Source organism: Vibrio sp. ES.051, from assembly GCF_002563795.1.
Taxonomy (GTDB): Bacteria; Pseudomonadota; Gammaproteobacteria; order Enterobacterales; family Vibrionaceae; genus Vibrio.
This window is the reverse complement of the sequence record NZ_PDJL01000004.1, coordinates 302779-325806: the sequence shown is the minus strand read 5'-3', so window position 1 is coordinate 325806 and position 23028 is coordinate 302779. Positions and strand designations below refer to the sequence as shown.

Annotated in this window: 23 protein-coding genes and 1 other RNA gene; 9 read left to right on the top strand and 15 right to left on the bottom strand. The window is 44.9% G+C overall.

Going from position 1 to position 23028, the window contains the following annotated elements; all coding sequences use genetic code 11:
* Positions 1-118: 118 nt before the first annotated feature.
* From ATG66_RS07935 to rpoE, 4 genes are read right to left on the bottom strand one after another with little or no spacing between them, the layout of a single operon-like run.
* Positions 119-589, bottom strand: coding sequence for a SoxR reducing system RseC family protein (locus tag ATG66_RS07935; protein WP_098414793.1), 471 nt, complete (start codon positions 587-589; stop codon positions 119-121).
* On the bottom strand, positions 586-1551 hold the full coding sequence (gene rseB, locus ATG66_RS07930) for a sigma-E factor regulatory protein RseB (protein ID WP_098414792.1): 966 nt from the start codon (positions 1549-1551) through the stop codon (positions 586-588). Before rseB ends, ATG66_RS07935 begins: the two co-directional genes overlap by 4 nt.
* Positions 1548-2174, bottom strand: a complete 627-nt coding sequence (locus ATG66_RS07925; protein ID WP_179885623.1) for a sigma-E factor negative regulatory protein — start codon at positions 2172-2174, stop codon at positions 1548-1550. Before ATG66_RS07925 ends, rseB begins: the two co-directional genes overlap by 4 nt.
* 32 nt (positions 2175-2206) lie before the next feature.
* On the bottom strand, positions 2207-2779 hold the full coding sequence (rpoE, locus tag ATG66_RS07920) for an RNA polymerase sigma factor RpoE (protein ID WP_098414790.1): 573 nt from the start codon (positions 2777-2779) through the stop codon (positions 2207-2209).
* 620 nt (positions 2780-3399) lie between these two features.
* Between rpoE and nadB the strand changes: the two genes are divergently transcribed.
* Positions 3400-5013 (top strand): L-aspartate oxidase, encoded by a 1614-nt coding sequence (gene nadB / locus ATG66_RS07915; RefSeq protein ID WP_098415871.1) that lies wholly within the window; start codon positions 3400-3402, stop codon positions 5011-5013.
* Between the two features lie 22 nt (positions 5014-5035).
* Here the strand turns inward: nadB and ATG66_RS21185 are convergent, their stop codons facing one another.
* The gene (locus ATG66_RS21185; protein ID WP_373560826.1) at positions 5036-5518 is read right to left on the bottom strand and encodes a protein YgfX; all 483 of its coding nucleotides are present in this window, start codon (positions 5516-5518) and stop codon (positions 5036-5038) included.
* Complete coding sequence (locus ATG66_RS07905; RefSeq protein WP_098414789.1) at positions 5466-5726, bottom strand: FAD assembly factor SdhE; 261 nt, start codon at positions 5724-5726, stop codon at positions 5466-5468. The genes ATG66_RS21185 and ATG66_RS07905 overlap by 53 nt, the downstream gene beginning before the upstream one ends.
* 189 nt (positions 5727-5915) lie before the next feature.
* On the opposite strand from ATG66_RS07905, the gene ygfZ reads away from it, so the two are divergent.
* The 3 genes from ygfZ (at position 5916) to ATG66_RS07890 (ending at position 8211) form a co-directional block, all read left to right on the top strand.
* On the top strand, positions 5916-6884 hold the full coding sequence (ygfZ, locus tag ATG66_RS07900) for a tRNA-modifying protein YgfZ (protein ID WP_098414788.1): 969 nt from the start codon (positions 5916-5918) through the stop codon (positions 6882-6884).
* Positions 6877-7350 (top strand): aminoacyl-tRNA deacylase, encoded by a 474-nt coding sequence (locus ATG66_RS07895; protein ID WP_179885672.1) that lies wholly within the window; start codon positions 6877-6879, stop codon positions 7348-7350. The genes ygfZ and ATG66_RS07895 overlap by 8 nt, the downstream gene beginning before the upstream one ends.
* A gap of 654 nt (positions 7351-8004) precedes the next feature.
* The gene (locus ATG66_RS07890; protein WP_005380970.1) at positions 8005-8211 is read left to right on the top strand and encodes a DUF1107 domain-containing protein; all 207 of its coding nucleotides are present in this window, start codon (positions 8005-8007) and stop codon (positions 8209-8211) included.
* A 69-nt stretch (positions 8212-8280) separates the two neighbouring features.
* On the opposite strand, the gene ATG66_RS07885 is transcribed toward ATG66_RS07890, so the two are convergent.
* Genes ATG66_RS07885 through ATG66_RS07875 form a run of 3 tightly spaced genes read right to left on the bottom strand, consistent with a single transcriptional unit; the run spans position 8281 to position 11301 of the window.
* Entirely contained in the window at positions 8281-9489 is a 1209-nt protein-coding gene (locus ATG66_RS07885; RefSeq protein ID WP_098414786.1) for an FAD-dependent 2-octaprenylphenol hydroxylase, read from the bottom strand.
* 31 nt (positions 9490-9520) lie between these two features.
* A complete protein-coding gene (gene ubiH, locus ATG66_RS07880) occupies positions 9521-10699 on the bottom strand; it encodes a 2-octaprenyl-6-methoxyphenyl hydroxylase (RefSeq protein ID WP_098414785.1) in 1179 nt (392 codons plus the stop codon).
* Between the two features lie 23 nt (positions 10700-10722).
* Positions 10723-11301: a YecA/YgfB family protein gene (locus ATG66_RS07875; RefSeq protein WP_098414784.1), complete on the bottom strand. Its 579-nt coding sequence runs from the start codon at positions 11299-11301 to the stop codon at positions 10723-10725.
* A 249-nt stretch (positions 11302-11550) separates the two neighbouring features.
* Here ATG66_RS07875 and ATG66_RS07870 point away from each other — a divergent pair, with 249 nt between their 5' ends.
* The 5 genes from ATG66_RS07870 (at position 11551) to serA (ending at position 14871) form a co-directional block, all read left to right on the top strand.
* The gene (locus tag ATG66_RS07870; protein WP_098414783.1) at positions 11551-11859 is read left to right on the top strand and encodes a cell division protein ZapA; all 309 of its coding nucleotides are present in this window, start codon (positions 11551-11553) and stop codon (positions 11857-11859) included.
* Between the two features lie 8 nt (positions 11860-11867).
* Positions 11868-12052: non-coding RNA, 6S RNA (ssrS, locus tag ATG66_RS07865), on the top strand.
* Positions 12053-12057: 5 nt separating this feature from the next.
* Positions 12058-12654, top strand: coding sequence for a 5-formyltetrahydrofolate cyclo-ligase (locus ATG66_RS07860; protein ID WP_098414782.1), 597 nt, complete (start codon positions 12058-12060; stop codon positions 12652-12654).
* Positions 12655-12709: 55 nt separating this feature from the next.
* Entirely contained in the window at positions 12710-13366 is a 657-nt protein-coding gene (gene rpiA, locus ATG66_RS07855) for a ribose-5-phosphate isomerase RpiA (RefSeq protein WP_098414781.1), read from the top strand.
* 272 nt (positions 13367-13638) lie between these two features.
* Positions 13639-14871, top strand: coding sequence for a phosphoglycerate dehydrogenase (serA, locus tag ATG66_RS07850; protein ID WP_098414780.1), 1233 nt, complete (start codon positions 13639-13641; stop codon positions 14869-14871).
* A 60-nt stretch (positions 14872-14931) separates the two neighbouring features.
* On the opposite strand, the gene ATG66_RS07845 is transcribed toward serA, so the two are convergent.
* From ATG66_RS07845 to tkt, 6 genes are all read right to left on the bottom strand, one after another.
* Complete coding sequence (locus tag ATG66_RS07845) at positions 14932-15624, bottom strand: oxidative stress defense protein (protein WP_098414779.1); 693 nt, start codon at positions 15622-15624, stop codon at positions 14932-14934.
* Positions 15625-15841: 217 nt separating this feature from the next.
* Positions 15842-16708 carry a small-conductance mechanosensitive channel MscS gene (gene mscS / locus ATG66_RS07840; RefSeq protein ID WP_098414778.1) on the bottom strand — a complete coding sequence of 289 codons (867 nt, stop codon included), beginning with the start codon at positions 16706-16708 and terminating at the stop codon, positions 15842-15844.
* A 517-nt stretch (positions 16709-17225) separates the two neighbouring features.
* Complete coding sequence (fbaA, locus tag ATG66_RS07835) at positions 17226-18302, bottom strand: class II fructose-bisphosphate aldolase (protein WP_098414777.1); 1077 nt, start codon at positions 18300-18302, stop codon at positions 17226-17228.
* A 154-nt stretch (positions 18303-18456) separates the two neighbouring features.
* Positions 18457-19617 carry a phosphoglycerate kinase gene (locus tag ATG66_RS07830; protein WP_098414776.1) on the bottom strand — a complete coding sequence of 387 codons (1161 nt, stop codon included), beginning with the start codon at positions 19615-19617 and terminating at the stop codon, positions 18457-18459.
* A gap of 150 nt (positions 19618-19767) precedes the next feature.
* Positions 19768-20805: an erythrose-4-phosphate dehydrogenase gene (gene epd, locus ATG66_RS07825; protein WP_098414775.1), complete on the bottom strand. Its 1038-nt coding sequence runs from the start codon at positions 20803-20805 to the stop codon at positions 19768-19770.
* A gap of 175 nt (positions 20806-20980) precedes the next feature.
* Positions 20981-22975 carry a transketolase gene (tkt, locus tag ATG66_RS07820; protein WP_098414774.1) on the bottom strand — a complete coding sequence of 665 codons (1995 nt, stop codon included), beginning with the start codon at positions 22973-22975 and terminating at the stop codon, positions 20981-20983.
* Positions 22976-23028: the final 53 nt, after the last annotated feature.

Genomic DNA, 23028 nt, shown 5'->3' with positions numbered 1-23028 from the left:
AAATGCCATCATCTGACGGCATTTCAATCAAGTTGGCAGATTCTACCGAATTTCGTTAACGGGCGCACGTCATTTAAGGAACATCCCCAAATAACCTTGAGATACGAGGGCAAAGCGCTTACTGGATTGGCTCCCCAAGCACCCGAACGAGTGTGACTTGGCGCTTTGATTCGTCTTCTAGTGGAGCAGAAACGCGTTTTGCGATCCACATTCCACCAACGGCGAATAATATCGAGGTTACGATGATGATACCTTCACCACCAGTAGTCAGTGGCTCAAATAGAAAGTGACCAAACATGGCTCCAACAATTAACCCCAACAGTGGCAATAAATAAACCGCCATTGCTGACTTAATCAGGCTTGCTTCAGGAAAGCCAATTTCTACCACTTGACCAATTTTCACCGATTTTTCAGTACGTAATTGCCAAGACAGGCTTTTATTGCCAATGGCTTTAGTAACCAAACCAGTTCCACAGTTTTTCTGTGAAGAACAGCTGCTACAGCTGGTTTGCTGTTCGCAGCTTAAATCAATTTCGTATTGTTTACCATGACGATGAACGTCTGTCACGGTAGCCAACGCGGTCATCATTGTCGTTTACTCTTTGTTACATTAAATGTGACTGACTGAGCAATACGCTGCGCAGTGGTCGGTGGAATATCGCCTACCACGGAAATCTCGTATTGACCGCTGACAAAACTGTGCAGTGTTCTTCTTCCTTGACGCACCAATTGACCTTTTAATGAGTGCTCGTCTTTGTTTGCTACATAAACAGAGAAACTGAACAAGCCATCGGAATACAGTTGACTCTCAACCATTTGATTGGTGACTGCCATGCGGTAACGGTTAAGTTCATTTGGCTCAAACCCTTCAGGGATCCAACCCACTTGCCAGTTACTGGTCCCAATATCGCCTTTTGGCATGGTGAGTACAGCCGGCAATTGAACATCTTGTAAACCACTCATCAGCTGTGCAATTTTGGGATTTACAGTGTAGGAAATGGCGCGGTATTGCTCCAACATTTCACCATCACGGTCAACAAGATCAGCACGTAATGGTAGCTTACTTTTCTCATCAATCCATAATATGTAGGAATAACGTAAGCCATCTTTCGGCACGATACGCAACACTTGTGTTGCCACACCAACTTCACGAGCTCGACCGACTTTTACGTAATCATAATACAGGTTTAGCTCGTCGATATTGGCATTGAGCATTGGTATGGTCGGAGCGACCATTTTACCTGACTCGATAGTAAATGGTTCTAACCCTGTTTCAATATAGCTCACTTCTGTGCCGCGACGAATCACTTCGCGCACAGGGCCACTTAAATAAACAAGATGAGCATATTGATCGTCACCATGCATCGCATGACGATACAGCAACGGCTCAATGCTATTCTTTTTGATAAGGATATAAGAGAGTTCGTAACTTAAATTCTTACTCGCCTCGCTCATTTGATGCAATAAAGCCTCCGCTGGCTTATCATCAGCAAAGGCTTGAAAAGGCATCATACTGAACAGAGCGCAAGCGCTGATCAGAAATTTTTTCATTCAATATCCGGACTCAGACTTGCATCTTGTTGAGATGCATCGCTGTTAATTCTTAATTGCAATTCGTAGTCTCTCAGCATAGCATGAACACGTTTACGTTGCTCTTGCATATTTGCTTCCCCTACAGAACGCTCTACAGACTCACGAGTTAAACTTACCGGCTCTGCGCTGCCAGCAAACGGAACGGTCTGCAACACTGGCAATTGGTCGGTTTGAGGCGACATCGAATCGCTACCACCATACTGCTGTACACCTAAAATAACGACGAGTGATACACATGCAGCAACCGCGACTTGTCCAAACTGTGACAACCAATCTGGCAACTGACGCTTTGCTTTTTTCGGTTCTGGTTGAGACTCTTCTAGCGTGTTTACGATTGAGGTTACGTTTGCACGGTGCGAATCAAGCGCACAGTGTGCAGGTTCATCTTCTAACGCTAACGCCACGCTTTCAGCAATATTCCAATCAGGTTTTGCTGGCGCTTCGCCTCGCATCACATCACCAATTAGGTGATAATTCTGCCAAGCATTACGGCTCTCTTGGTCTTGCTCTAACTCTTGAATTAAAGCCTTATCGACCAATTCTCCATCCATGAGAGCTGAAAGTTTTTCTTTGTCAGCCATTGTTTTCACCATAGTTATTACTGGTACTAGCGCTACAAAAGAGGTTTAATTTTCTTTTCTACCGCTTCACGAGCACGGAAGATACGCGATCGTACCGTTCCTACTGGGCAATCCATTACTTCAGCAATTTCTTCATAACTCAAGCCATCAAACTCTCGTAATGTCATTGCAGTTTTTAAATCTTCAGGTAAGGCTTCGATTGCACTGAACACTACCCGTTGCAATTCTTTGGACAACGTTAAGTTCTCAGGGTTCGATATTTCTTTAAGTGCACCACCTGTTTCATAAAATTCAGCTTCTTCAGCATCAATATCAGTCGCTGGAGGTCTTCTCCCCTGAGCTACGATATGATTTTTCGCAGTATTCACTGCGATGCGATACAGCCACGTATAAAACGCACTTTCCCCACGAAAAGTAGGAATAGCTCGGTAAGCTTTGATAAACGCTTCTTGTGCTACATCTGGTACATCGCCAGGATTACTAACGTATCTGGAAATAAGATTACATACCTTGTTCTGGTACTTCGTTACCAGCAGGTTAAATGCTTGCTTATCGCCATTCTGAACTCGCTCAATCAATACTTGGTCGGTCAGCTGCTCGTTCATTCGAGCGGATACTCCTATTTGTTATGCCCCTAATCTTCTCAGACATGGGTACTAATTATGCAATAACGTAGTATTGACACCACTGCTTACTTGAGCACTCTTTGTGACTCCGCCGTGAATAAGAAAGTTCCGTGGGTTCTCTCGTTTTTTGTCATTGTTATTTCACAGTGTGATGTCTATAACCAAATGACCAAGATTATCTGACTTCAGGTCTAAGCTTGACAAGCGAGCATCTTGGAAGGAAATGGGTATAATGTACAATCTCTGTCCCAGATTGTGCTGGGTCGAGCATGGAAAAGCAACGAGATTTGTTCAAATAACCTAATCAGAAAGAGTGACTTGACTTGTACCTTGCAGTCATAGGGGTACAGAAACGATTACTTTTCACTTGCATGACTAAGGGCTACCTAAACATCGCGTTGCAAACAACTCTCGGGATGCATATGCATGTCCTCATGTATAACAATAAGAGTGGCTGGAGCCTCCAAAATAATGTTGATGCAAATACGTCTCCCAACTGATAGCACGTAGCGATGGATATCGCGTTAATGGAATGCACATGGTGTGCAAATAATACACAAGGTGATCTGGTTACCTTAGCTTGGGATTATAAAAGTTATATGAACACAAATCGTGAACATGAATGTGATGTGTTAATCGTAGGAAGTGGCGCTGCAGGCCTGTCGTTGGCTTTGCGTGTTGCTAACCATTGTAAGGTAATGGTTCTCAGCAAAGGACCACGCAGCGAAGGAGCCACGTATTACGCTCAAGGCGGTATCGCTGCAGTATTTGATGAATCCGATACCATTGATTCACACGTTGAAGATACACAAATCGCGGGGGATGGTATCTGTGATGAAGATACCGTGAGGTTCATTGCCGAGCATTCGAAAGAGTGTGTGCAATGGCTCATTGATGGTGGTGTGCCATTTGACCGTGAAGAGGATGACTCTGACGAAGAGCCGCGCTATCACTTAACTCGTGAAGGTGGGCACAGTCGTCGACGTATTCTTCATGCGGCAGACGCCACTGGAATGGCAATGCAAACCTCTTTGCAAGACAACGCTCATAACCATCCAAACATTCATGTTCTTGAGCGTCATAACGCACTAGACCTTATCACCGGAGATAAAATTGGTGGTGATAAAAATAAAGTGATAGGTGCCTACATTTGGAACCGTAATGAGGAACACGTAGAAGCTGTACGCGCTAAATTCGTGGTTCTTGCAACCGGTGGGTCATCTAAGGTTTATCAATATACCTCCAACCCCGACGTCTCTTCGGGTGACGGCATTGCAATCGCATGGCGTGCTGGCTGTCGCGTGGCGAATATGGAATTCAACCAATTCCATCCTACGTGTTTATATCACCCTGAAGCGCGTAACTTCCTCCTGACCGAAGCCTTACGTGGCGAAGGCGCTTACTTACGTCGCCCTGATGGTTCTCGCTTTATGCCCGATTTCGACGCGCGCAAAGAACTGGCCCCCCGTGACGTTGTGGCTCGCGCCATCGACTATGAAATGAAGCGTTTAGGTGCTGACTGTATGTACCTCGATATCAGCCACAAGCCTGCGGACTTTATCACCAAGCACTTCCCAACCATTTACTCTCGCTTGATGGACTTGGGCATTGATATGACCAAAGAACCGATTCCAATCGTTCCAGCCGCGCACTATACCTGTGGCGGTGTAATGGTAGACAGAAATGGCAGTACTGACCTAAAAAACCTGTATGCCATTGGTGAAGTTAGCTACACCGGTTTACATGGTGCAAACCGTATGGCTTCTAACTCACTGCTCGAATGTGTGGTTTATGCTTGGTCTGCGGCGGAAGATATTCTGAAACACCATACCAATGTTGACCTCCCTCCACGCGTACCTTGCTGGGATGAAAGCCAAGTCAGCAATAGTGATGAAGAAGTGATTATTCAGCATAACTGGCACGAGCTACGCTTATTCATGTGGGACTACATGGGTATTGTGCGCACCGATAAACGGTTGGAGCGAGCATTACGTCGCATCCAGCTGCTGCAACAAGAAACGCATGAGTACTACAGCAACTTCCGCGTATCGAACAACCTGCTAGAGCTGCGTAACCTCTTACAAGTGGCAGAACTGATGGTTCGCTGTGCGATGCAGCGCAAAGAGAGTCGTGGTTTGCACTATACACTCGATTATCCAAATCAACTGGAAAACAGCGGGCCAACCATCTTGGTTCCAGCTAAACAGCTTTAATTCTACAAAGTAAACTATTACATCAACAGGGAGCATTGGCTCCCTGTTTCATTTCCCACTGGCGTAAGACCAAATATAGCTGGCGATAGTGTTGGTCTGCACAGCAGTCACGCCAAATCGTGACGCTACGGCCAGACTGCAATCGAAATGTTATCTTGAATGGCAATGTCGATGTATCGATTCGTAGTAACTGATCCTTTTCAGACTCAAGAGCCGCCGAGCATTCACTATACTCAAGGGCGTCAAACCTAACCGAGCCATCACAATGCACATACCAATCCCCCTGGCTTGTAGGTTTAACAAAGCCTTGGTTCAATAGTGCCTTAACAATCAGTAATAACAAATAAGTCGATAATACGAGCGGGATGCTAGAGAAGGTAACGGCCCCAGTCATTATAAACAGAAGAAGCAAATTAATGACTCGGGCAGTAAAAGAGGGGTAAGCGGTAAAATTAACGAACTTTACTGAGATTGTGGGCGACAATTTTATCAACCATAGCCGCATGACCTAAGTTTTCGCTACGACCATGTCCCATCACCCAAGTAAACAGATCAGGATCATCGCATTCAAGCAAAGAAACAAAGTCACGCTGTTCTTGCTCACTCAGAGCATCAAAGCACTCTTCAAAAAACGGCATAATTACTACGTCAAGCTCAAGCATGCCTCGACGACACGCCCATTTAATACGCGCCTTTTCTTCCGGAGTGTACATTCACTATTCCTTCATAGATGTCTTATTGTTAAAGCGGAGTGTAACAAGGGATGTGCTACGTCACTAGTGTGCGGGTCACAATACGGTGGTGAAAGCCGACAAATGTTGATTCGTAAATCGCCCCCCTAGTATCTCAAGGTTATTTGGGTATAACATAGCGGAAAAATATCTTCAAAAGGCATTGTAATTATGGAATGGCAAACTCGTTTTTCAGCATTACCTCTCTCAACTCAAGATGCAGTTCCAGAGCTGTCCATCTCACTACTGGATAATTTAGGTATGATCACCATCACTGGTGATGATAAAAATTCCTACTTACAAGGTCAGGTTACCTGCGATGTCGCCAGTCTTGAAAAAGACCAGTCCACACTCGGTGCGCACTGTGATGCAAAAGGTAAGGTATGGAGTGTGTTCCGACTTTTCCATCATCACGATGGTTACAGCATGGTCCAGCCAAAATCGGCGATTGATGTAGAACTTAGCGAAATAAAAAAATACGCCATTTTTTCTAAAGTGACGATCGCAGCTTCTGATGACGTTATCTTAGGTGTAGCTGGCGTCAAAGCCGACGAGCTTATCTCGACCATGAGCAATACGACTGGCAGCGTTCGCCCTGTTGAAGGCGGCACCGCGGTACAAGTCTCACAAAACCGCTGGTTACTGATATTAAGTGCGCCAGCTGCGCAACCAGTCGTTGAAAATACAGACGCTGTCCTGACGACAAATGAGCTTTGGAATCGTTTCGACATTGAGGCCGGGCTACCATTTGTGTCTGCGTCTGCACAGAACACTCATATTCCACAAGCGCTCAACATGCAAGCTTTAGGAGGCATTAGCTTCACAAAGGGCTGCTACACAGGACAAGAAACGGTAGCACGCGCAAAATATCGCGGTACAAATAAACGCGCGATGTACATCGTAAAAGGTACAACTTCAGCTCCGTTCATGGATGAGCCAATTGAACTCGAACGCAGCGTTGGTGAAAACTGGCGTTCAGTGGGAACTTTACTAAACCACTACCAATTCAGTGACAATCACGCGATTGGTCTGATCGTACTGCCCAATAATCTCGATGAAGACACTCGTCTTCGTTTGGTTGCTCAACCAGAGTGTGAGTGGACAATCGAATCACTGCCTTACAGCCTTGATGATGAGTAATACAATCAATACTCCTTTGATGCAATTTCTTACGGACCAACACATTCCGTTTCGTCTGTTATCGCATCAAAGGCCTGCAACAACTATTGAAGATGCCGCGCAACAACGCGACATTCGCCCTTCTCAAATGGTGAAAGCGATCTTGCTACGAGACATGGGTAATCAATATGCACTCGCCTGTGCGCCTGGTGATCGTAGCGTCGATCCCAAAAAAGTGCGCTCGTTACTGCAATGTCGCCGGATGACTTGCGTTGATCAAGCCGACGTTGAGGCCATCACGGGTTACAAAGTTGGCACTGTCACCCCGTTATTGCTTAAACGCCACATGCCGATCGTGTTCGATCCTAGCTTACTAGAAGAACAGAACGTTACGATCAGCAGTGGCGATCGAATGGCTGGACTGGCGCTTTCTATCCAAGATCTTATCCAATTGTGTCAGCCGACCGTCGCTGAGATCTGTCGTTAATCGTCTAAAAATAATGTAATGCTACGCAGTGTTTCCATCACTGCGTGATCCTTCTCATATCAACGGCAATGGATCTTGGGTATTTTTAATCATTTTTTAAACATAAATAGTCACAAGAATAAAAACCTTATATGCTGATCTCGTTGGTTGAGTTTTAAACAAGCACTTGGCCAATATAAAGTGAATCCGCTGGCTGAATAGCAGCCGTCATAGAGTCAGTTGTTCACTTTTGTGTAATGCATCTGTGACTATTTGCCCGCTGAAGCGGGCTTTTTTTTTACGCGGAACTTTTTCTTCTCACTTTTCTCTAAAGTTAGGACAAGTTGAGATTATATAGAACAGAGATTAAAGGAGTCCCCAACGCTAACAGTCACCATTAGCAAACCTCATTTTCGTTCTATTCTTAACTCTGTAACAAAACTATTGTTTAATGTTTCATATCAAAAAGGAGTGCAACGTTATTTAAATTCCTTTATAGGTGACTTTTGGGGTAATCCTCACGCTATTTAAGAGACGACACTGTCAAACTGTCTAAGACAACACAAATCTCTAAAGCAACCCCTTACACCTGCATTTAATACTATTGCTGTCACAATAATTTTTACGTCAAAAACGTAAAATACCTAAGCTAGGTTAGAGAAAAGGAAAGTAAATATGAGACTGTTTAAGCGCTATACACCAAGTATGATAGCTAAACATATAAGCCGTCTTTTTAAAGGAAGAATTTATATTTACGGGGTCGGTAGATTCGAGTTTGATAACGGTAAGCTGATACTGCCAGAGAAAGCAGAGCAACGCCATTTCCGAGCGGTGAAAGAGATCAACCAAGAAATAATGAAACTCCGATGCGCATATGCTTAGCAACACACCGACGATAAAAGAAAGGCTGGATTAACCAGCCTTTTGTGTTTCTGAAGCTCGCCTTTAAGCTCACTGACGCGCAAGTTCTGGTAGATGCCCTTTTAAACCAAGCGCGCGCTTCATGATCTCATCTTTTGCTCCCGGCAGTTGACCCGCTAAACTCAAGCCAATGCCACGAACCAGCTTCTTAGCTGGGTTCTCGCCAGAGAATAGGTCTCGGAATCCTTGCATTGCAGCAATCATCTTTGCTGCTTCCGCTTTGCGCCAACGCTCATAACCTCTTAGGTTGCGTTTGCTGCCAATATCTTGGCCTTGCTTCCATAATGCTAGCACCTCTTGAGCGAGGCTGGCCGCATCTAATAAACCTAAATTCACCCCCTGACCCGCTAGCGGATGAATGGTATGGGCCGCATCACCAACCAATGCGACTCGCTCCACAACAAAATCTCGCGCATAACGCATTTTTAGAGGAAACGCGGCGCGCTCACTCGCCACTTCACATAGACCAAGTCGTGCATCAAATTCACTCGTCAATGCTTTGTTGAAATCATGTTCACTCATTGCCAATAGCTGCTCTGCACGATTTGGATCAGTGGACCAAACAATAGAGCACATATCCGGTTGCGACATTGGCAAAAATGCCAATGGCCCTTGAGGCGTAAAAATCTGTCGTGCAATGCTGTTGTGTGGCGCCGTAGTTGTAACATTCGCGACCAGAGCATGATGCCCATAATCCCAATGCGTTAACGGAATATCCATTTGATGACGAAGCCACGAGTTTGCTCCATCGGCTCCGACCACTAACTTAGCTGTCATGGCTTGACCATTGTCGAGCGTCAGCCAACTTTCTTGTTCACCCACCGCTAATGTCGCGCAACGTGCTGGCATAAACATAGTGACATTATCGAGTTTTTGGACTTGTTCGAGTAGCGCGAGTTGAATCACTCGATTCTCAACAATATGTCCTAAATCAGGTTGTGCCATGCTTTGTGCATCAAACTCAATACTAGCGAAGCTATCTTGCTCCCACACTTCCATACCGTAGTAAGGCGAAGCGCGGCGTTGCTCTATGCCCTGCCAAACGCCAAGCTTACGTAAGATCGTCTCGCTAGAACGGCTCAACGCAGACACACGCACATCAGGTAACTCTTTCAACGACTCATCTGGCACCTTGCCTTCAATTACGGCGATACGCAGATCACTGTCCTTGAATGCGGCAGCAAGTGCCAACCCAACCATCCCTCCGCCGATGATGGCGATATCTACACTTTGCATCATTGCTTTTTATTACCTAATTCAGTGCGGCCGTTCATCGTTTTACCAAACCAAGCGTATGGCGTAGTAGCGGCTGCTTAAAAATAGAAAGGTTATCCATCGCTGCTAAGGCCGTATTTCGCCCAATTCGCATCGCAGGTAAATCATTTGAAAAAATATGCACTAAGGCACTGGTTAGCCAAATCGTTTCGCTTCGATCTGCCTCTCTACGCTGACTAAAGCGCATCAAGCCTTGATAAAGACCAACGTCATCACTTTGCTGCACAATTTCTTCTGCTAGCGAGACAACGTCGCGAATACCAAGGTTAAAACCTTGCCCAGCTATCGGGTGCAGCGTTTGCGCCGCGTTCCCAACAATCGCAAAACGATGAGAAATATTTTGCTTTCGGTGGCGAAGAAGCAATGGGTAACTCGCACGGCGTCCCACTTTTTTCATCGCGCCCAAACGCCACCCAAAATCTTGTTGTAAACGTTGGAGAAATGCTTGGTCAGATAACTCGAGTACCGCTTGTGCCTCATCAGGGTGCAGACACCAAACTAAGGACATTCGGTTATTACTCATTGGTAATAAAGCCACAGGACCATTTTCAGTAAAGCGTTCAAAAGCACGACCTTGATGAGGTTCTTGAGCCACAATATTGGCAATCACTGCCACTTGTTCAAAATCTTGCTCAGAGAGTTCTAAACCAATTTTCTGACAGCAGGTTGAAACAGCACCATCGGCTGCCACCAGCAGTTTTGCTTCAAGCTGCCCACCGCTTTTCAACGTAATATGGGTACAGTCTTGCTCGCGCTCGATATCAGTAACAGAGTCAGGACAAAACAGTTTGATTGATTCGCTGCCGTCTAATATTTCTTGATATACGCGCCCAACATCGGCTAATTCTACAACATATCCTAGCGCTTCAACCCCAACCTCTTGCTTGGTAATCTCCGCCATCCCAGCATGAGAACGGTCAGAAACGTGGATATGCTCAATGGGTGTGACAAACGGCTCTATTGAGGTCCAGAGCTGTAGTTGACGCAACAGATTGACGGTACCGAAAGACAATGCGATTGAACGAGAGTCAAAACCAGGGTGCATATCTGACTGAGCTTTAAAAGGCTCAACGACGGCAATGCGGAGCTTTCCCTGAGACAAATGGTCAATCGCCAATGCCAACGTTGCCCCTGCCATAGCGCCACCAGCAATGACTACATCATATTGCTTCATGCTAACCTCTGAACCATCAATGATTAGTGAATAATAGGTTTGCTTTCGCTACTTTCAGGACGAACACCAAACTCAGCATGAACCGTTAATACACAAGCTTTGATATGCTCGAGCACTTGCTCTAGCAATTGTGCTTGTTCACCAAGGTCATCATTTTCATCGATGCCTAATTTTGAAATTTCCTCTAGGTCTGACAATGCTTCTTTCACATCATCCGATGCTTTGTTGAGCGCCACACCAGCTAAACCCAAACCAGAGATAAAATGATTGACAAAATCAGACACACTATCAGCCAATGTAAACAAACCTTCTTCGCCCGGCTCATCTGGTAATAGTAAAGACAGCTCCATCGATGAACCAGTCAGTTCATTGACCGTTACTTTAAACACGCTCTGAGCAAAGGCAAGCGATGTAGAAGGCCAGCCCATGCCATCATTGGTATAGTCAAATAAAATAGGTTGCCAGGTTTGATCATTGATCGCCAGTCCACCACTTAGCATCCCGACAAGTAAACCATGCAACTCAGCAGGCGTTACCGCCAAACTTGCAGATCGTAGTTCGGCAGCAATCGATTGATATTCAGGAAGGGTGATCTCACTCATAACTTGGCTCATTTTTGCGTAATAATGTATCGATATATCCTACCATCAAGACTTGTCGTCTGAAACGGCTATCAAATTCAATTTTGGACAGCATTTGTTCAAATTGTCCAATTCCTGTGTGATCACTTCATCATTTTTCTTTCTGTGATGGGAAATGCTTGAATCTTAATAGCGGTTTTCCTATAGTTTCCCCCTCGGTAGTTGTACGAAGCAACACCTTAGATAGCGCGAATATAGAGTTTATTCATCATGAGCAATCAAGCGATCGACGTTGAAATACTAGGCAAAGTTACACGAGTGAATTGCCCTACTGGGCAAGAAGATTCTCTTGTTGCATCAGCAAAAGATCTTGATCGCCGATTGAAAGAGTTGAGCGAACGTACTAAGGTAACCAATGAAGTCCAGCTGTTAACGTTTGCTGCATTGAATATTTGTTATGAGTTGAACAACAAATCATACGAATCGAAAGGTCAACAGCAAGAAGTAACTGAGCGAATGGAAAAGCTCACTGCATCTTTAGAAGATGCACTAAGCAAAGTTACGCAAGGACAGCAGTAAATACAAAATTTACCCTGGGGTGTGCGTCAGCAGGATTTAAGTCCCTGAGCCGATAAGCAATACCTAAGGGTTAGTATTTGATAACTATTGAGCAAGCTCGGCATGCACCGAGAAGCCTGCGGTTGTCTTTGCTGATCCGCCTTGAACCAGCTGGTTCAAGGGCCACAATCCTCAACGGCACCCTGGGGTATTCTCTTTATGTCAACACTCTCTCGTCAAGACTTCCGCAAACTGATTCGTGAAAAACGCAACGCATTGTGTAGTGATACGCAGTTTCAAGCGGGGCTTGACCTTTTCACCCAATTCTCCCAACTTCCTGAAATCCAGCATGCACAGCATATTGCCATTTATCTTTCTGCCGATGGTGAACTCGATACCAAGCCGCTCATTGAGTGGTTATGGCAACAGGAAAAATCGGTTTATCTCCCTGTCATCCATCCGTTTTCAAAAGGTCAGTTGCTGTTTCTTCAATACGTAGATGATGACCAACTGGTCTACAACAAATACGGTCTCTTAGAACCCCAGCTGGATATCCGCCATCTCAAACCCGTTCGTCAACTTGATTTAATCTGCACACCTTTGGTCGGATTCGACAGCATCGGACACCGCTTAGGTATGGGTGGCGGCTATTACGACCGCACCCTTTCTCGCTGGTTTAACACTGGTAAAGGTGCAAAACCGATTGGAATTGCACATGACTGCCAACATGTTGAGCGCTTACCGATTGAAAGCTGGGACATCCCACTGCCTAAGATCGTGACTCCAAGCCGAATCTGGCAATGGGAAAACCAATAGTTACCCGCTATAATCACGCCGCAAACGTTAACGAACATCTATTCAGGAGATTGGCATGACTCAAGATGAAATGAAAAAGGCAGCTGGTTGGGCAGCACTTAAATATGTTGAGAAAGACAGCATTGTCGGTGTTGGTACTGGTTCTACCGTGAATCACTTCATCGATGCACTCGGCACTATCAAAGACGATATTAAAGGTGCAGTGTCTAGCTCTGTGGCTTCAACTGAGCGTCTCAAAGAGCTAGGGATTGAAGTATACGAGTGTAACGACGTAATAAAGCTGGATGTATATGTTGATGGCGCGGACGAAATCAACTCAGCACGAGAAATGATCAAAGGTGGTGGCGCAGCGCTGACTCGTGAAAAAATTGTCGCAGCAATCTCTGACAAATTCATATGTATTATTGACGGTACCAAAGCTGTTGATGTATTGGGTCAGTTCCCATTGCCAGTAGAAGTAATTCCAATGGCACGCTCCTACGTTGCGCGCGAGCTGGTCAAGCTTGGTGGTGATCCGGCTTACCGTGAAGGCGTTGTTACTGACAACGGCAACATCATTTTAGATGTGCACAATATGCAGATTACCAACCCGAAGCAAATGGAAGACAAGATCAACGGCATCGCTGGCGTAGTCACGGTTGGCCTATTTGCTCACCGCGGCGCTGATGTGGTGATCACTGGTACACCAGAAGGTGCAAAAATTGAAGAATAAATAACGACCGAGAATCGACCTACCTGATTCACTTTTCTGTTATTTCATTACATTCGGTGCTGCAAGGCACCGTTTTTAATTCCTTTCTCTAAGAAATTATCTCTTATTCCGTAATTTTCTTACCCAAAACAATTTTTTTTTGTTACTTTATTGAACAGAAGACGCACAAGGAAACGTTTGTCCTCCTACAAAACGATGAATTATCCCCTTTTTAATGGTTTTGACCAATGTGCGCCACATTAGCCCACCTTTCCATTTTAAGGACGAGAAAAATGGCCAAAGTTTCACTGGAAAAAGAAAAGATTAAGATCCTCTTATTAGAGGGACTCCACCCTTCTTCAGTTGAAGTTCTTCAAGCAGCTGGTTATACCAACATTGAATACCATAAAGGTTCCCTTCCGGAAGAAGAATTGATTGAAGCGGTAAAAGACGTACACTTCATCGGCATTCGCTCCCGCACGAACCTTTCCGAAGAGGTGATCAATGCGGCAAACAAACTGGTTGCGATTGGCTGTTTTTGTATCGGCACCAACCAAGTAAATCTAGATGCGGCGGCAAACCGTGGTATTCCGGTGTTTAACGCACCATTTTCAAACACACGAAGCGTTGCTGAACTGGTACTTGGTCAGATCCTTCTACTACTTCGCGGTATTCCAGAGAAGAATGCATTAGCACACCGTGGGATCTGGAAAAAGAGCGCCAACAACTCTTACGAAGCGCGTGGTAAGCGCCTTGGTATTATCGGCTACGGCCACATTGGTACGCAGTTAGGTATTATTGCCGAAAACTTAGGTATGCGCGTTTACTACTACGACATCGAGAACAAGCTGTCACTTGGTAACGCGACGCAAGTGCATACCATGAGTGAGCTACTGAACAAATGTGATGTTGTTTCCCTGCACGTCCCTGAAACGCCAGAAACGAAAAACATGATGAGTGAAGAAGAGTTTGCTCGCATGAAGCCAGGTTCAATCTTTATTAATGCAGCACGCGGCACTGTCGTGGATATTCCAGCGCTTTGTCATAGCTTAGAAGCAGGTCATATTGCGGGCGCTGCGATTGATGTATTTCCTACCGAGCCAAAGACCAACGCAGACCCATTCGAATCACCACTGCAGAAGTTTGATAACGTTATTTTAACCCCACACGTGGGTGGCTCTACGCAAGAAGCACAAGAAAACATTGGGATTGAAGTTGCAGGAAAACTGGCGAAGTACTCTGACAACGGCTCAACCCTTTCAAGCGTAAACTTCCCAGAGGTGTCACTGCCAGAGCACGGTGGTGAATGCTCTCGCTTGCTTCACATCCATAAAAACCGTCCTGGTATTCTTACTCAGATCAACACCATCTTCGCAGAAGACGGCATTAACATTGCCGCGCAGTACCTTCAAACGGCCGCTGAAATCGGCTACGTGGTGATCGATGTTGAAACAGAGCGCTCAGAAGAAGCGCTAGCGAAACTGAAAAGTATTGAAGGCACTATCCGTGCTCGTATCCTTCACTAATTTGTGAAGCAGAAATGACAAAGGCAGGGAATTCCCTGCCTTTTCTTTTGAATTAAGACCTTATTTCAATTTATAAATCACATCCACTCGGTCACGAATCACCATAGTTGAGTCTTGGTAACTATTCGCACCTTGCTCGCTATCCATGGCCATTGAGCGCATTAAAACTGGCTTTACCTGCATCTGTGTGTAGTTGATTTGCCATACTCCATCGAGCTTTCTCTCAAACCCTGAAGCTAATGACGCCGCTTTTTCTTTCGCGTCATTAATTGCCGCCATGCGTGCTTTCTTTTGATACTCAGATTGATTACTTACCTTCAACTGAATATTATCAACCTGATTAATCCCCGACTCGAGAGCCATATCTAGGTATTGATTCAAATCCGCTAACTCCGTTACGGTCACATTGATGCTTCGTGATGCACGATAGCCAACCAATTCAGCTTTGCCTGATTTAGGGTAGTGATATTGAGGCGCAAGGTACAAATTAGAGCTGGTAACGTTATCTTTCGATAACCCTACATCTGATAAATATGTCAGAAACACTTCAACGGTTTTATCAACAGATTGCTTCGCCTGTTCAGCGGTCATAGTCGTATCCACAACCTTTACAGAGAAAGTAGCCATATCAGGCGTCGCGATAACCTCGCCATAACCTGTTGTCGTCACATGAGCAAACTCAGACACATTGGCCAAGACTGAAGCACTGGTAAAGCTGAGTGCAGAGGCCAACAAAATTGAATACAGTTTCATTTGGTAAATCCATCCATACAAAAATAGAGTAATCCCCCCTCTAGCACTACCAATATTACCCATGCTGAGTGGCATATGATTTTATCATAGAACTTTGAGGCGATTATCCAAGCACTTAGGGTCACTCCTAACACAACTTTGACTCTGTAACTCTGATGTAATTTCTATACAAAAAACGAGGTACAGCTACCTCGTTTTCTATTCTCTATTAACCTGATTAAGCTTCGGTTTTGTTCAGATGTACATCCATTTGTGGGAATGGAATTTCGATGCCGTTCTCATCCAATGCTTCTTTAATACCTTGCATTGCATCAAAGTACACTCCCCAGTAATCCGCCGTTTTAACCCAAGGGCGCACTACGAAATTTACTGAAGAATCAGCTAGTGTTAGAACACCTATCGTCATATCAGGATCTTTCAAGATACGTGGATCTTTTTCTAATGTTTCTCGAAGAACTTTTTTGGTTAGCTTAAGATCGGCTTTGTACGACACACCAATCACTAAATCTACACGTCGTGTTGCATGACGAGAATAGTTTGTAATCGCACCACCAATGACGGACGAGTTAGGTATTATAACCATCTTGTTGTCTGGTGTTTTTAGAACGGTTTGGAAGATTTGAATCGCTTCGACACTACCCGCTACGCCGCCGACTTCAACGTAGTCACCCGACTTGAAGGGACGAAAAGCCACAATCAGGACGCCAGCAGCAAAGTTCGATAATGAACCTTGCAGAGCAAGACCAACCGCAAGACCAGCCGCACCAATAACAGCAACCACAGAAGCAGTTTGAACCCCTAGGCGGCCAAGAGCTGCAATAAGTACAATCACAAATAGTAAATAACGAACAAGACCGTGAATAAATTCAACGACTGCCTTATCCATGCTTTTCTTTTCTAATACTTTGGTAACACTGCCCGCCACTGCTTTCACGATAATATTACCGATAAATAGAATGAGCAGCGCAGAAATAATATTCACACCGTACTGAACAAGTAGATCTGAATTGTTGTTAAGCCAAGTCTCAGCTTGAGTTAGCCCGTTAGTTAAAGTGGTATCGATACCCATCGATTCACCTGCCATAATTCTTATCCTCAAAAATAAAAATATATACCCAATTGCCGTTAAATTATTCCCGATGACTTCAAGATGCAAAGTTCAGAGCAGCTAAAACCACGCCTATCGATTAAACCAACATCACTGAGCCAAGTTTCCTGAGATTATCGAGAAATATAAGCCATGTGTTTTATAGACTTTTATCCACAACAATGTCCCTATTGCTCTACTGAGTGTCAGACTTTCCACGGTATCTCAACGCTGAAGCTTTCAAAATCATCACTTCACAAATGATATTCAAAAACAAAGCGTTAACAGAATTTTCTGACAACAGCTTGTTACAGGTTACGCAATACGCTCTCATTTCGCCACTTCTATTGTTGAGATTGATAAATGTGAACGTAAAAACATTAGGGATGGTATAAATCATTAACACGTACACTTTAATGCATACTTATCTTCACTACTATGAGGAAAATATAAATCATAGACATAAAAAAACCCGCTTCAGTGAGCGGGTTTCAAATAACTTAATCAGTATCGATTATAGTACGTCAACGGCGTTAAGGTCAGCAAAGGCTTGCTCTAAACGAGCAACCATTGAAGTTTGACCAGCACGTAACCATGCACGTGGATCGTAGTACTTCTTGTTTGGTGCGTCTACACCATTTGGGTTACCGATTTGACCTTGTAGGTAATCGTGGTTTTCAGCTTCAAATTTACGGATGCCGTCCCAAGTTGCCCACTGTGTATCAGTATCGATGTTCATTTTGATAACACCGTAACCGATAGATTCACGGATTTCTTCTAAAGAAGAACCAGAACCACCGTGGAATACGAAGTTTAGAGAGTTCGCTGGCAGGCCAAATTTCTCAGAAACGTGCACTTGAGAATCACGTAGAATCGTTGGTGTTAGTACTACGTTACCTGGCTTGTAAACACCGTGTACGTTACCGAAAGATGCTGCGATAGTGAAACGCGGGCTGATTGCGATTAGTTTTTCATATGCGTAAGCAACGTCTTCAGGAGAAGTGTATAGATCAGATGCATCCATATCAGTGTTATCAACACCATCTTCTTCACCACCAGTACAACCAAGTTCAATCTCTAGAGTCATGTTCATTTTAGCCATGCGCTCTAGGTACTTAGCAGAAATTTCGATGTTCTCTTCTAGAGATTCTTCGGAAAGGTCGATCATGTGAGAAGAGAATAGAGGTTTACCAGTTTGTGCAAAGTACTCTTCACCGGCGTCTAGTAGACCATCGATCCAAGGAAGCAGTTTCTTAGCAGCGTGGTCAGTGTGTAGGATTACTGGTACACCGTAAGCTTCAGCTACAGCATGAACATATTTAGCACCGGCAACCGCACCAAGAACCTGCGCTTCTTGACCTTCAAGTTTTAGGCCTTTGCCAGCAAAGAAAGCCGCACCACCGTTAGAGAACTGAACGATAACTGGCGCTTTAACATTTGCAGCTGCTTCAAGTACTGCATTTACGGAGTCAGTACCAATACAGTTTACTGCTGGAAGTGCAAAGCTGTTTTCTTTTGCAACTTCAAATACTTTCTGAACGTCATCGCCAGAGATAACACCTGGTTTTACGAAGTCGAAGATCTTAGACATGGATGTAATCCTATTTATCTGTCGTTTTTAAACAAAACTTGTTAAGTTGAAAATCTTGCAAACGTTTGCTCACAACTAAGGCTATTCTATCAGAGTTCCTCACACGTTGCAGCAAACGAGAAAGCGGGAGAACCACTCCCCCGCTTTGCTTTAATTATTTACCGCGTGCTTCTAACATTTCTACTGCAGGAAGCGCTTTGCCTTCTACAAACTCAAGGAAAGCACCACCGCCAGTTGAGATGTAAGATACATCAGCTTTGATACCGAACTTGTCGATAGCCGCCAGCGTGTCACCACCACCAGCGACAGAGAAGCCTTCAGAAGCTGCGATAGCTTCTGAGATACCTTTAGTGCCAGCTTCGAAGTTCTTAAACTCGAATACGCCAACTGGGCCGTTCCATAAAATAGTCTTCGCGTTTTTCAGGATTTCAGCTAACTCAGCTGTCGAATTTGGGCCAAGGTCGAAGATCATATCGTCATCTTGTACTTCAGAAACGTGCTTGATTTCAGCTTCTGCGTTCTCATCAAATGCTTTTGCACAGGCAACGTCAGTGGCTACAGGAATAGCACACTCATCCATTAGCTTTTTAGCTGTCTCTACCAGATCCGCTTCGTATAAAGACTTACCTACGTTGTGGCCAGCAGCAGCGATGAATGTGTTCGCAATACCACCACCAACAACAAGTTGGTCAGCAATTTTAGATAACGACTCAAGAACCGTTAGCTTAGTAGAAACTTTTGAACCACCTACGATAGCAACCATTGGACGAGCTGGCTTATCCATTGCTTTCCCTAGTGCTTCTAATTCATTCGCCAGTAGAGGGCCAGCACAAGCGATAGGTGCGTGCATACCAACACCATGAGTAGATGCTTGAGCACGGTGAGCCGTACCGAATGCGTCCATAACGAATACATCACATAGTGCAGCGTATTTCTTAGATAGTTCTTCGTCGTTTTTCTTCTCGCCTTTGTTGAAGCGAACGTTTTCTAGAACAACAAGTTCACCAGCGTTTAGCTCTAGGCCATCTAGGTAGTCTTTTGCTAGCTTAACGTCACAATCTAGTGCGTCATTTAGGTAGTTAACCACTGGTTGTAGAGAGAACTCTTCAGCGTATTCACCTTCAGTTGGGCGACCTAGGTGAGAGGTAACCATCACTTTGGCACCAGCTTCTAGGCAATGCTTAATGGTAGGAAGAGATGCGATGATACGTGCATCGGAAGTTACTTTACCGTCTTTTACTGGCACGTTTAGGTCAGCACGGATAAATACACGTTTACCTGCAAGATCCAGGTCAGTCATCTTGATTACAGACATGATGTGTCCTCTCAAATATTTAATAATTAAAGTTTTTGAAAACTCGGCAACCCTGCCAAGCCTGTTAATTCTTCAAACTGGTTATTGATATGGAGATACGACAGATTTATTTCAAGACTTAAAATAAAAATCCCCATCACTTCTTCATCCTTAACATTCCGTTTGCGAAGAAGCTTGCATTGCTAAAGCGGTATCCAGCATCCGGTTAGCAAAGCCCCATTCGTTATCGCACCAAACCAGCATTTTTACTAATTGGCCATTACTCACTCTAGTCTGAGTTCCATCCACAATTGCACTATGGGGGTCGTGGTTAAAGTCAATGGAAACGAGTGGCGATTCAGTATAGTCAACTATATTACGTAATGTACACTGAGATGCATTAACAATGGTTTGATTTACGTCATTAACTTTCACATTTGTACTAATTGTGACGCTTAAATCCATTGCAGTGACATTAACTGTCGGTACTCGAACGGAAATTGCTTCAAATTTGTTGGAAAATTTCGGGAATATTCTTTCAATCCCTTTATGCAACTTAGTATCAACAGGAATAATAGATTGGCTTGCGGCGCGAGTTCGACGTAAATCGTTGTGGTACGCATCAATGACTTGCTGGTCATTCATGGATGAATGGATTGTCGTAATGGTACCAGATTCAATGCCGAAAGCGTCATCCAGAACTTTGATGATAGGTACAATACAGTTAGTCGTACAAGAGCCATTAGAAACTATACGGTGCTCATCTTTGAGGGTTTCATGATTGACACCATAGATGATGGTGTTATCGACATCATTGCCTCCAGGGTGTGAAAAGAGGACTTTCTTCGCTCCGGCATCGATATGCGCCAAACCGTCTGCTTTAGAACCATATACACCTGTACAATCTAAGACGATATCAACGTCCAAATCGCGCCATGGAAGCAGTTCTATCTCGGCAAGATGAAGAATACGGATGGCGTCATATTCGCCGCGGTCATGATGAACATGCAAGTGTTCTTGGTCGTGGGAGATTTTCTTGCCAAAGCGACCATGACTGGTGTCATATTGCAGTAGGTGCGCCATCGCTTCTGGTTGCGCTAACTCGTTAACCGCCACAACTTTTATCTGCTGTTGCTTTCCACTTTCATACACGGCTCGCAGAACATTACGACCTATACGCCCAAATCCATTGATCGCAACCTTTAGCATCTATCCTTCGCCCTACCAAAAATTTCGTGTCACAAATACTACCTGAACAGGCAGAGAAACGCACCTGCTGAATCACAGTCAAGCAGGATTAAAAAAGGCCATCGCAATGATGGCCTTTCTAACTTTAGCATCTAACAGTCGCCCTTTACGTTCGACTGTTGAGACAATCTAGCAGTTACGCTAGCAATTCTTTTGCTGTGTTCACTACGTTTTCAGTCGTGAAGCCAAACATCTCGAATAGCTGACCAGCAGGTGCAGATTCACCGAATGTCGTCATGCCGATGATGCGGCCGTCGAAACCAACGTACTTGTACCAGAAGTCTGCGATGCCCGCTTCGATAGCGATACGAGCTGTTACGTCTGATGGCAGTACGGCTTCACGGTAAGCAGCGTCTTGCTTGTCGAATGCATCTGTTGATGGCATTGAAACCACGCGTGTTTTCTTACCTTCAGCAGTGAGCTGTGCTGCTGCTTCTACTGCTAGTTCAACTTCAGAGCCTGTTGCGATAAGGATAAGCTCTGGCTTGCCTTCACAATCTTTTAGGATGTAAGCACCTTTCGCGATGTTCGCTACTTGTTCTGCTGTACGCTCTTGTTGCGCTAGGTTCTGACGCGAGAAGATAAGTGCAGTTGGTGCATTTTTACGTTCAATCGCTAGTTTCCAAGCGACTGCTGATTCAACTTGGTCACATGGACGCCATGTGCTCATGTTTGGCGTTAGACGTAGCGATGCCATTTGCTCAACGGGTTGGTGAGTTGGGCCATCTTCGCCAAGACCGATAGAGTCATGCGTGTAAACTTGGATGTTCTGAATCTTCATCAACGCAGCCATACGCATGGCGTTACGTGCGTACTCCATGAACATTAGGAATGTCGCGCCGTAAGGAACGAAACCACCGTGTAGCGCAATACCATTAATGACCGCGGTCATACCGAATTCACGTACACCGTAGTGGATGTAGTTACCCGAAAAATCATCCGCTTCTAGAGACTTAGAACCAGACCAAATTGTCAGGTTAGACGGCGCTAGGTCAGCAGAGCCGCCCATGAATTCAGGAAGCATTTGACCAAACGCTTCTAGTGCATTTTGCGATGCTTTACGTGATGCAATGTTCGCTGGGTTTGCTTGAAGATCAGCAATGATTTGGTTGGCTTTTTCTTCCCATTCCGCTGGAAGTTCGCCGTTTAGACGACGTTTAAGCTCTGCTGCTTCTGCAGGGTAAGCTGCTGCGTATGCTGCGAACTTTTCATTCCAAGCCGCTTCTTTCGCTGCACCTGCTTCTTTTGCATCCCACTCCGCGTAAACATCTGCAGGGATTTCAAATGGACCGTACTCCCAACCTAGGTATTCGCGAGCCGCTTGAATCTCATCGTGACCTAATGGTGCACCGTGACAGTCGTGTGAACCAGATTTGTTAGGAGAACCGAAACCGATAATTGTTTTAGTACAGATAAGCGTCGGACGAGGGTCCGCTTTCGCCGCTTCAATCGCTGCGTTGATGGCTTCACAGTCATGGCCATCTACGCCAGGAATAACGTGCCAGCCGTACGCTTCAAAACGCTTAGGTGTGTCGTCAGAGAACCAGCCTTCCACGTGACCGTCGATAGAAATGCCGTTGTCATCCCAAAACGCAATCAGTTTGCCTAGACCCAGTGTACCAGCAAGAGAGCATGCTTCGTGCGAGATGCCTTCCATCAGACAACCGTCACCCAAGAACACGTAAGTGAAGTGGTCAACGATGTCGTGACCTTCTTTGTTGAACTGTGCTGCAAGCGCTTTTTCAGCAATCGCCATACCGACTGCGTTTGTAACGCCTTGACCTAGAGGACCTGTTGTTGTCTCAATACCTGGTGCGTAGCCGTACTCTGGGTGACCTGGCGTTTTAGAGTGCAATTGACGGAAGTTTTTCAGATCGTCAATAGACAACTCGTAACCGCTTAAGTGCAGTAGAGAATAAATCAGCATTGAGCCATGACCGTTAGACAGTACGAAACGGTCGCGATCTGCCCACTCTGGGTTTGATGGGTTGTGGTTTAGGTGAGAGCGCCAAAGAACTTCAGCGATATCAGCCATACCCATTGGTGCGCCAGGATGGCCTGAGTTAGCTTGTTGAACACCATCCATGCTTAGAGCACGAATTGCATTGGCAAGATGTTTACGAGACGACATGTCTGCTCCTGAGTACATTAAGCGAAACGAAAAATAGAACATAATTCTCTCAA

What these genes read in the sequence shown, in the direction of transcription:
- ATG66_RS07935 (WP_098414793.1), bottom strand. Translation starts at nt 589, where the DNA reads ATGATGACCGCGTTGGCTACCGTGACAGACGTTCATCGTCATGGTAAA.
- rseB (WP_098414792.1), bottom strand. Translation starts at nt 1,551, where the DNA reads ATGAAAAAATTTCTGATCAGCGCTTGCGCTCTGTTCAGTATGATGCCT.
- ATG66_RS07925 (WP_179885623.1), bottom strand. Translation starts at nt 2,174, where the DNA reads ATGGCTGACAAAGAAAAACTTTCAGCTCTCATGGATGGAGAATTGGTC.
- rpoE (WP_098414790.1), bottom strand. Translation starts at nt 2,779, where the DNA reads ATGAACGAGCAGCTGACCGACCAAGTATTGATTGAGCGAGTTCAGAAT.
- nadB (WP_098415871.1), top strand. Translation starts at nt 3,400, where the DNA reads ATGAACACAAATCGTGAACATGAATGTGATGTGTTAATCGTAGGAAGT.
- ATG66_RS21185 (WP_373560826.1), bottom strand. Translation starts at nt 5,518, where the DNA reads ATGCGGCTATGGTTGATAAAATTGTCGCCCACAATCTCAGTAAAGTTC.
- ATG66_RS07905 (WP_098414789.1), bottom strand. Translation starts at nt 5,726, where the DNA reads ATGTACACTCCGGAAGAAAAGGCGCGTATTAAATGGGCGTGTCGTCGA.
- ygfZ (WP_098414788.1), top strand. Translation starts at nt 5,916, where the DNA reads ATGGAATGGCAAACTCGTTTTTCAGCATTACCTCTCTCAACTCAAGAT.
- ATG66_RS07895 (WP_179885672.1), top strand. Translation starts at nt 6,877, where the DNA reads ATGAGTAATACAATCAATACTCCTTTGATGCAATTTCTTACGGACCAA.
- ATG66_RS07890 (WP_005380970.1), top strand. Translation starts at nt 8,005, where the DNA reads ATGAGACTGTTTAAGCGCTATACACCAAGTATGATAGCTAAACATATA.
- ATG66_RS07885 (WP_098414786.1), bottom strand. Translation starts at nt 9,489, where the DNA reads ATGATGCAAAGTGTAGATATCGCCATCATCGGCGGAGGGATGGTTGGG.
- ubiH (WP_098414785.1), bottom strand. Translation starts at nt 10,699, where the DNA reads ATGAAGCAATATGATGTAGTCATTGCTGGTGGCGCTATGGCAGGGGCA.
- ATG66_RS07875 (WP_098414784.1), bottom strand. Translation starts at nt 11,301, where the DNA reads ATGAGTGAGATCACCCTTCCTGAATATCAATCGATTGCTGCCGAACTA.
- ATG66_RS07870 (WP_098414783.1), top strand. Translation starts at nt 11,551, where the DNA reads ATGAGCAATCAAGCGATCGACGTTGAAATACTAGGCAAAGTTACACGA.
- ATG66_RS07860 (WP_098414782.1), top strand. Translation starts at nt 12,058, where the DNA reads ATGTCAACACTCTCTCGTCAAGACTTCCGCAAACTGATTCGTGAAAAA.
- rpiA (WP_098414781.1), top strand. Translation starts at nt 12,710, where the DNA reads ATGACTCAAGATGAAATGAAAAAGGCAGCTGGTTGGGCAGCACTTAAA.
- serA (WP_098414780.1), top strand. Translation starts at nt 13,639, where the DNA reads ATGGCCAAAGTTTCACTGGAAAAAGAAAAGATTAAGATCCTCTTATTA.
- ATG66_RS07845 (WP_098414779.1), bottom strand. Translation starts at nt 15,624, where the DNA reads ATGAAACTGTATTCAATTTTGTTGGCCTCTGCACTCAGCTTTACCAGT.
- mscS (WP_098414778.1), bottom strand. Translation starts at nt 16,708, where the DNA reads ATGGCAGGTGAATCGATGGGTATCGATACCACTTTAACTAACGGGCTA.
- fbaA (WP_098414777.1), bottom strand. Translation starts at nt 18,302, where the DNA reads ATGTCTAAGATCTTCGACTTCGTAAAACCAGGTGTTATCTCTGGCGAT.
- ATG66_RS07830 (WP_098414776.1), bottom strand. Translation starts at nt 19,617, where the DNA reads ATGTCTGTAATCAAGATGACTGACCTGGATCTTGCAGGTAAACGTGTA.
- epd (WP_098414775.1), bottom strand. Translation starts at nt 20,805, where the DNA reads ATGCTAAAGGTTGCGATCAATGGATTTGGGCGTATAGGTCGTAATGTT.
- tkt (WP_098414774.1), bottom strand. Translation starts at nt 22,975, where the DNA reads ATGTCGTCTCGTAAACATCTTGCCAATGCAATTCGTGCTCTAAGCATG.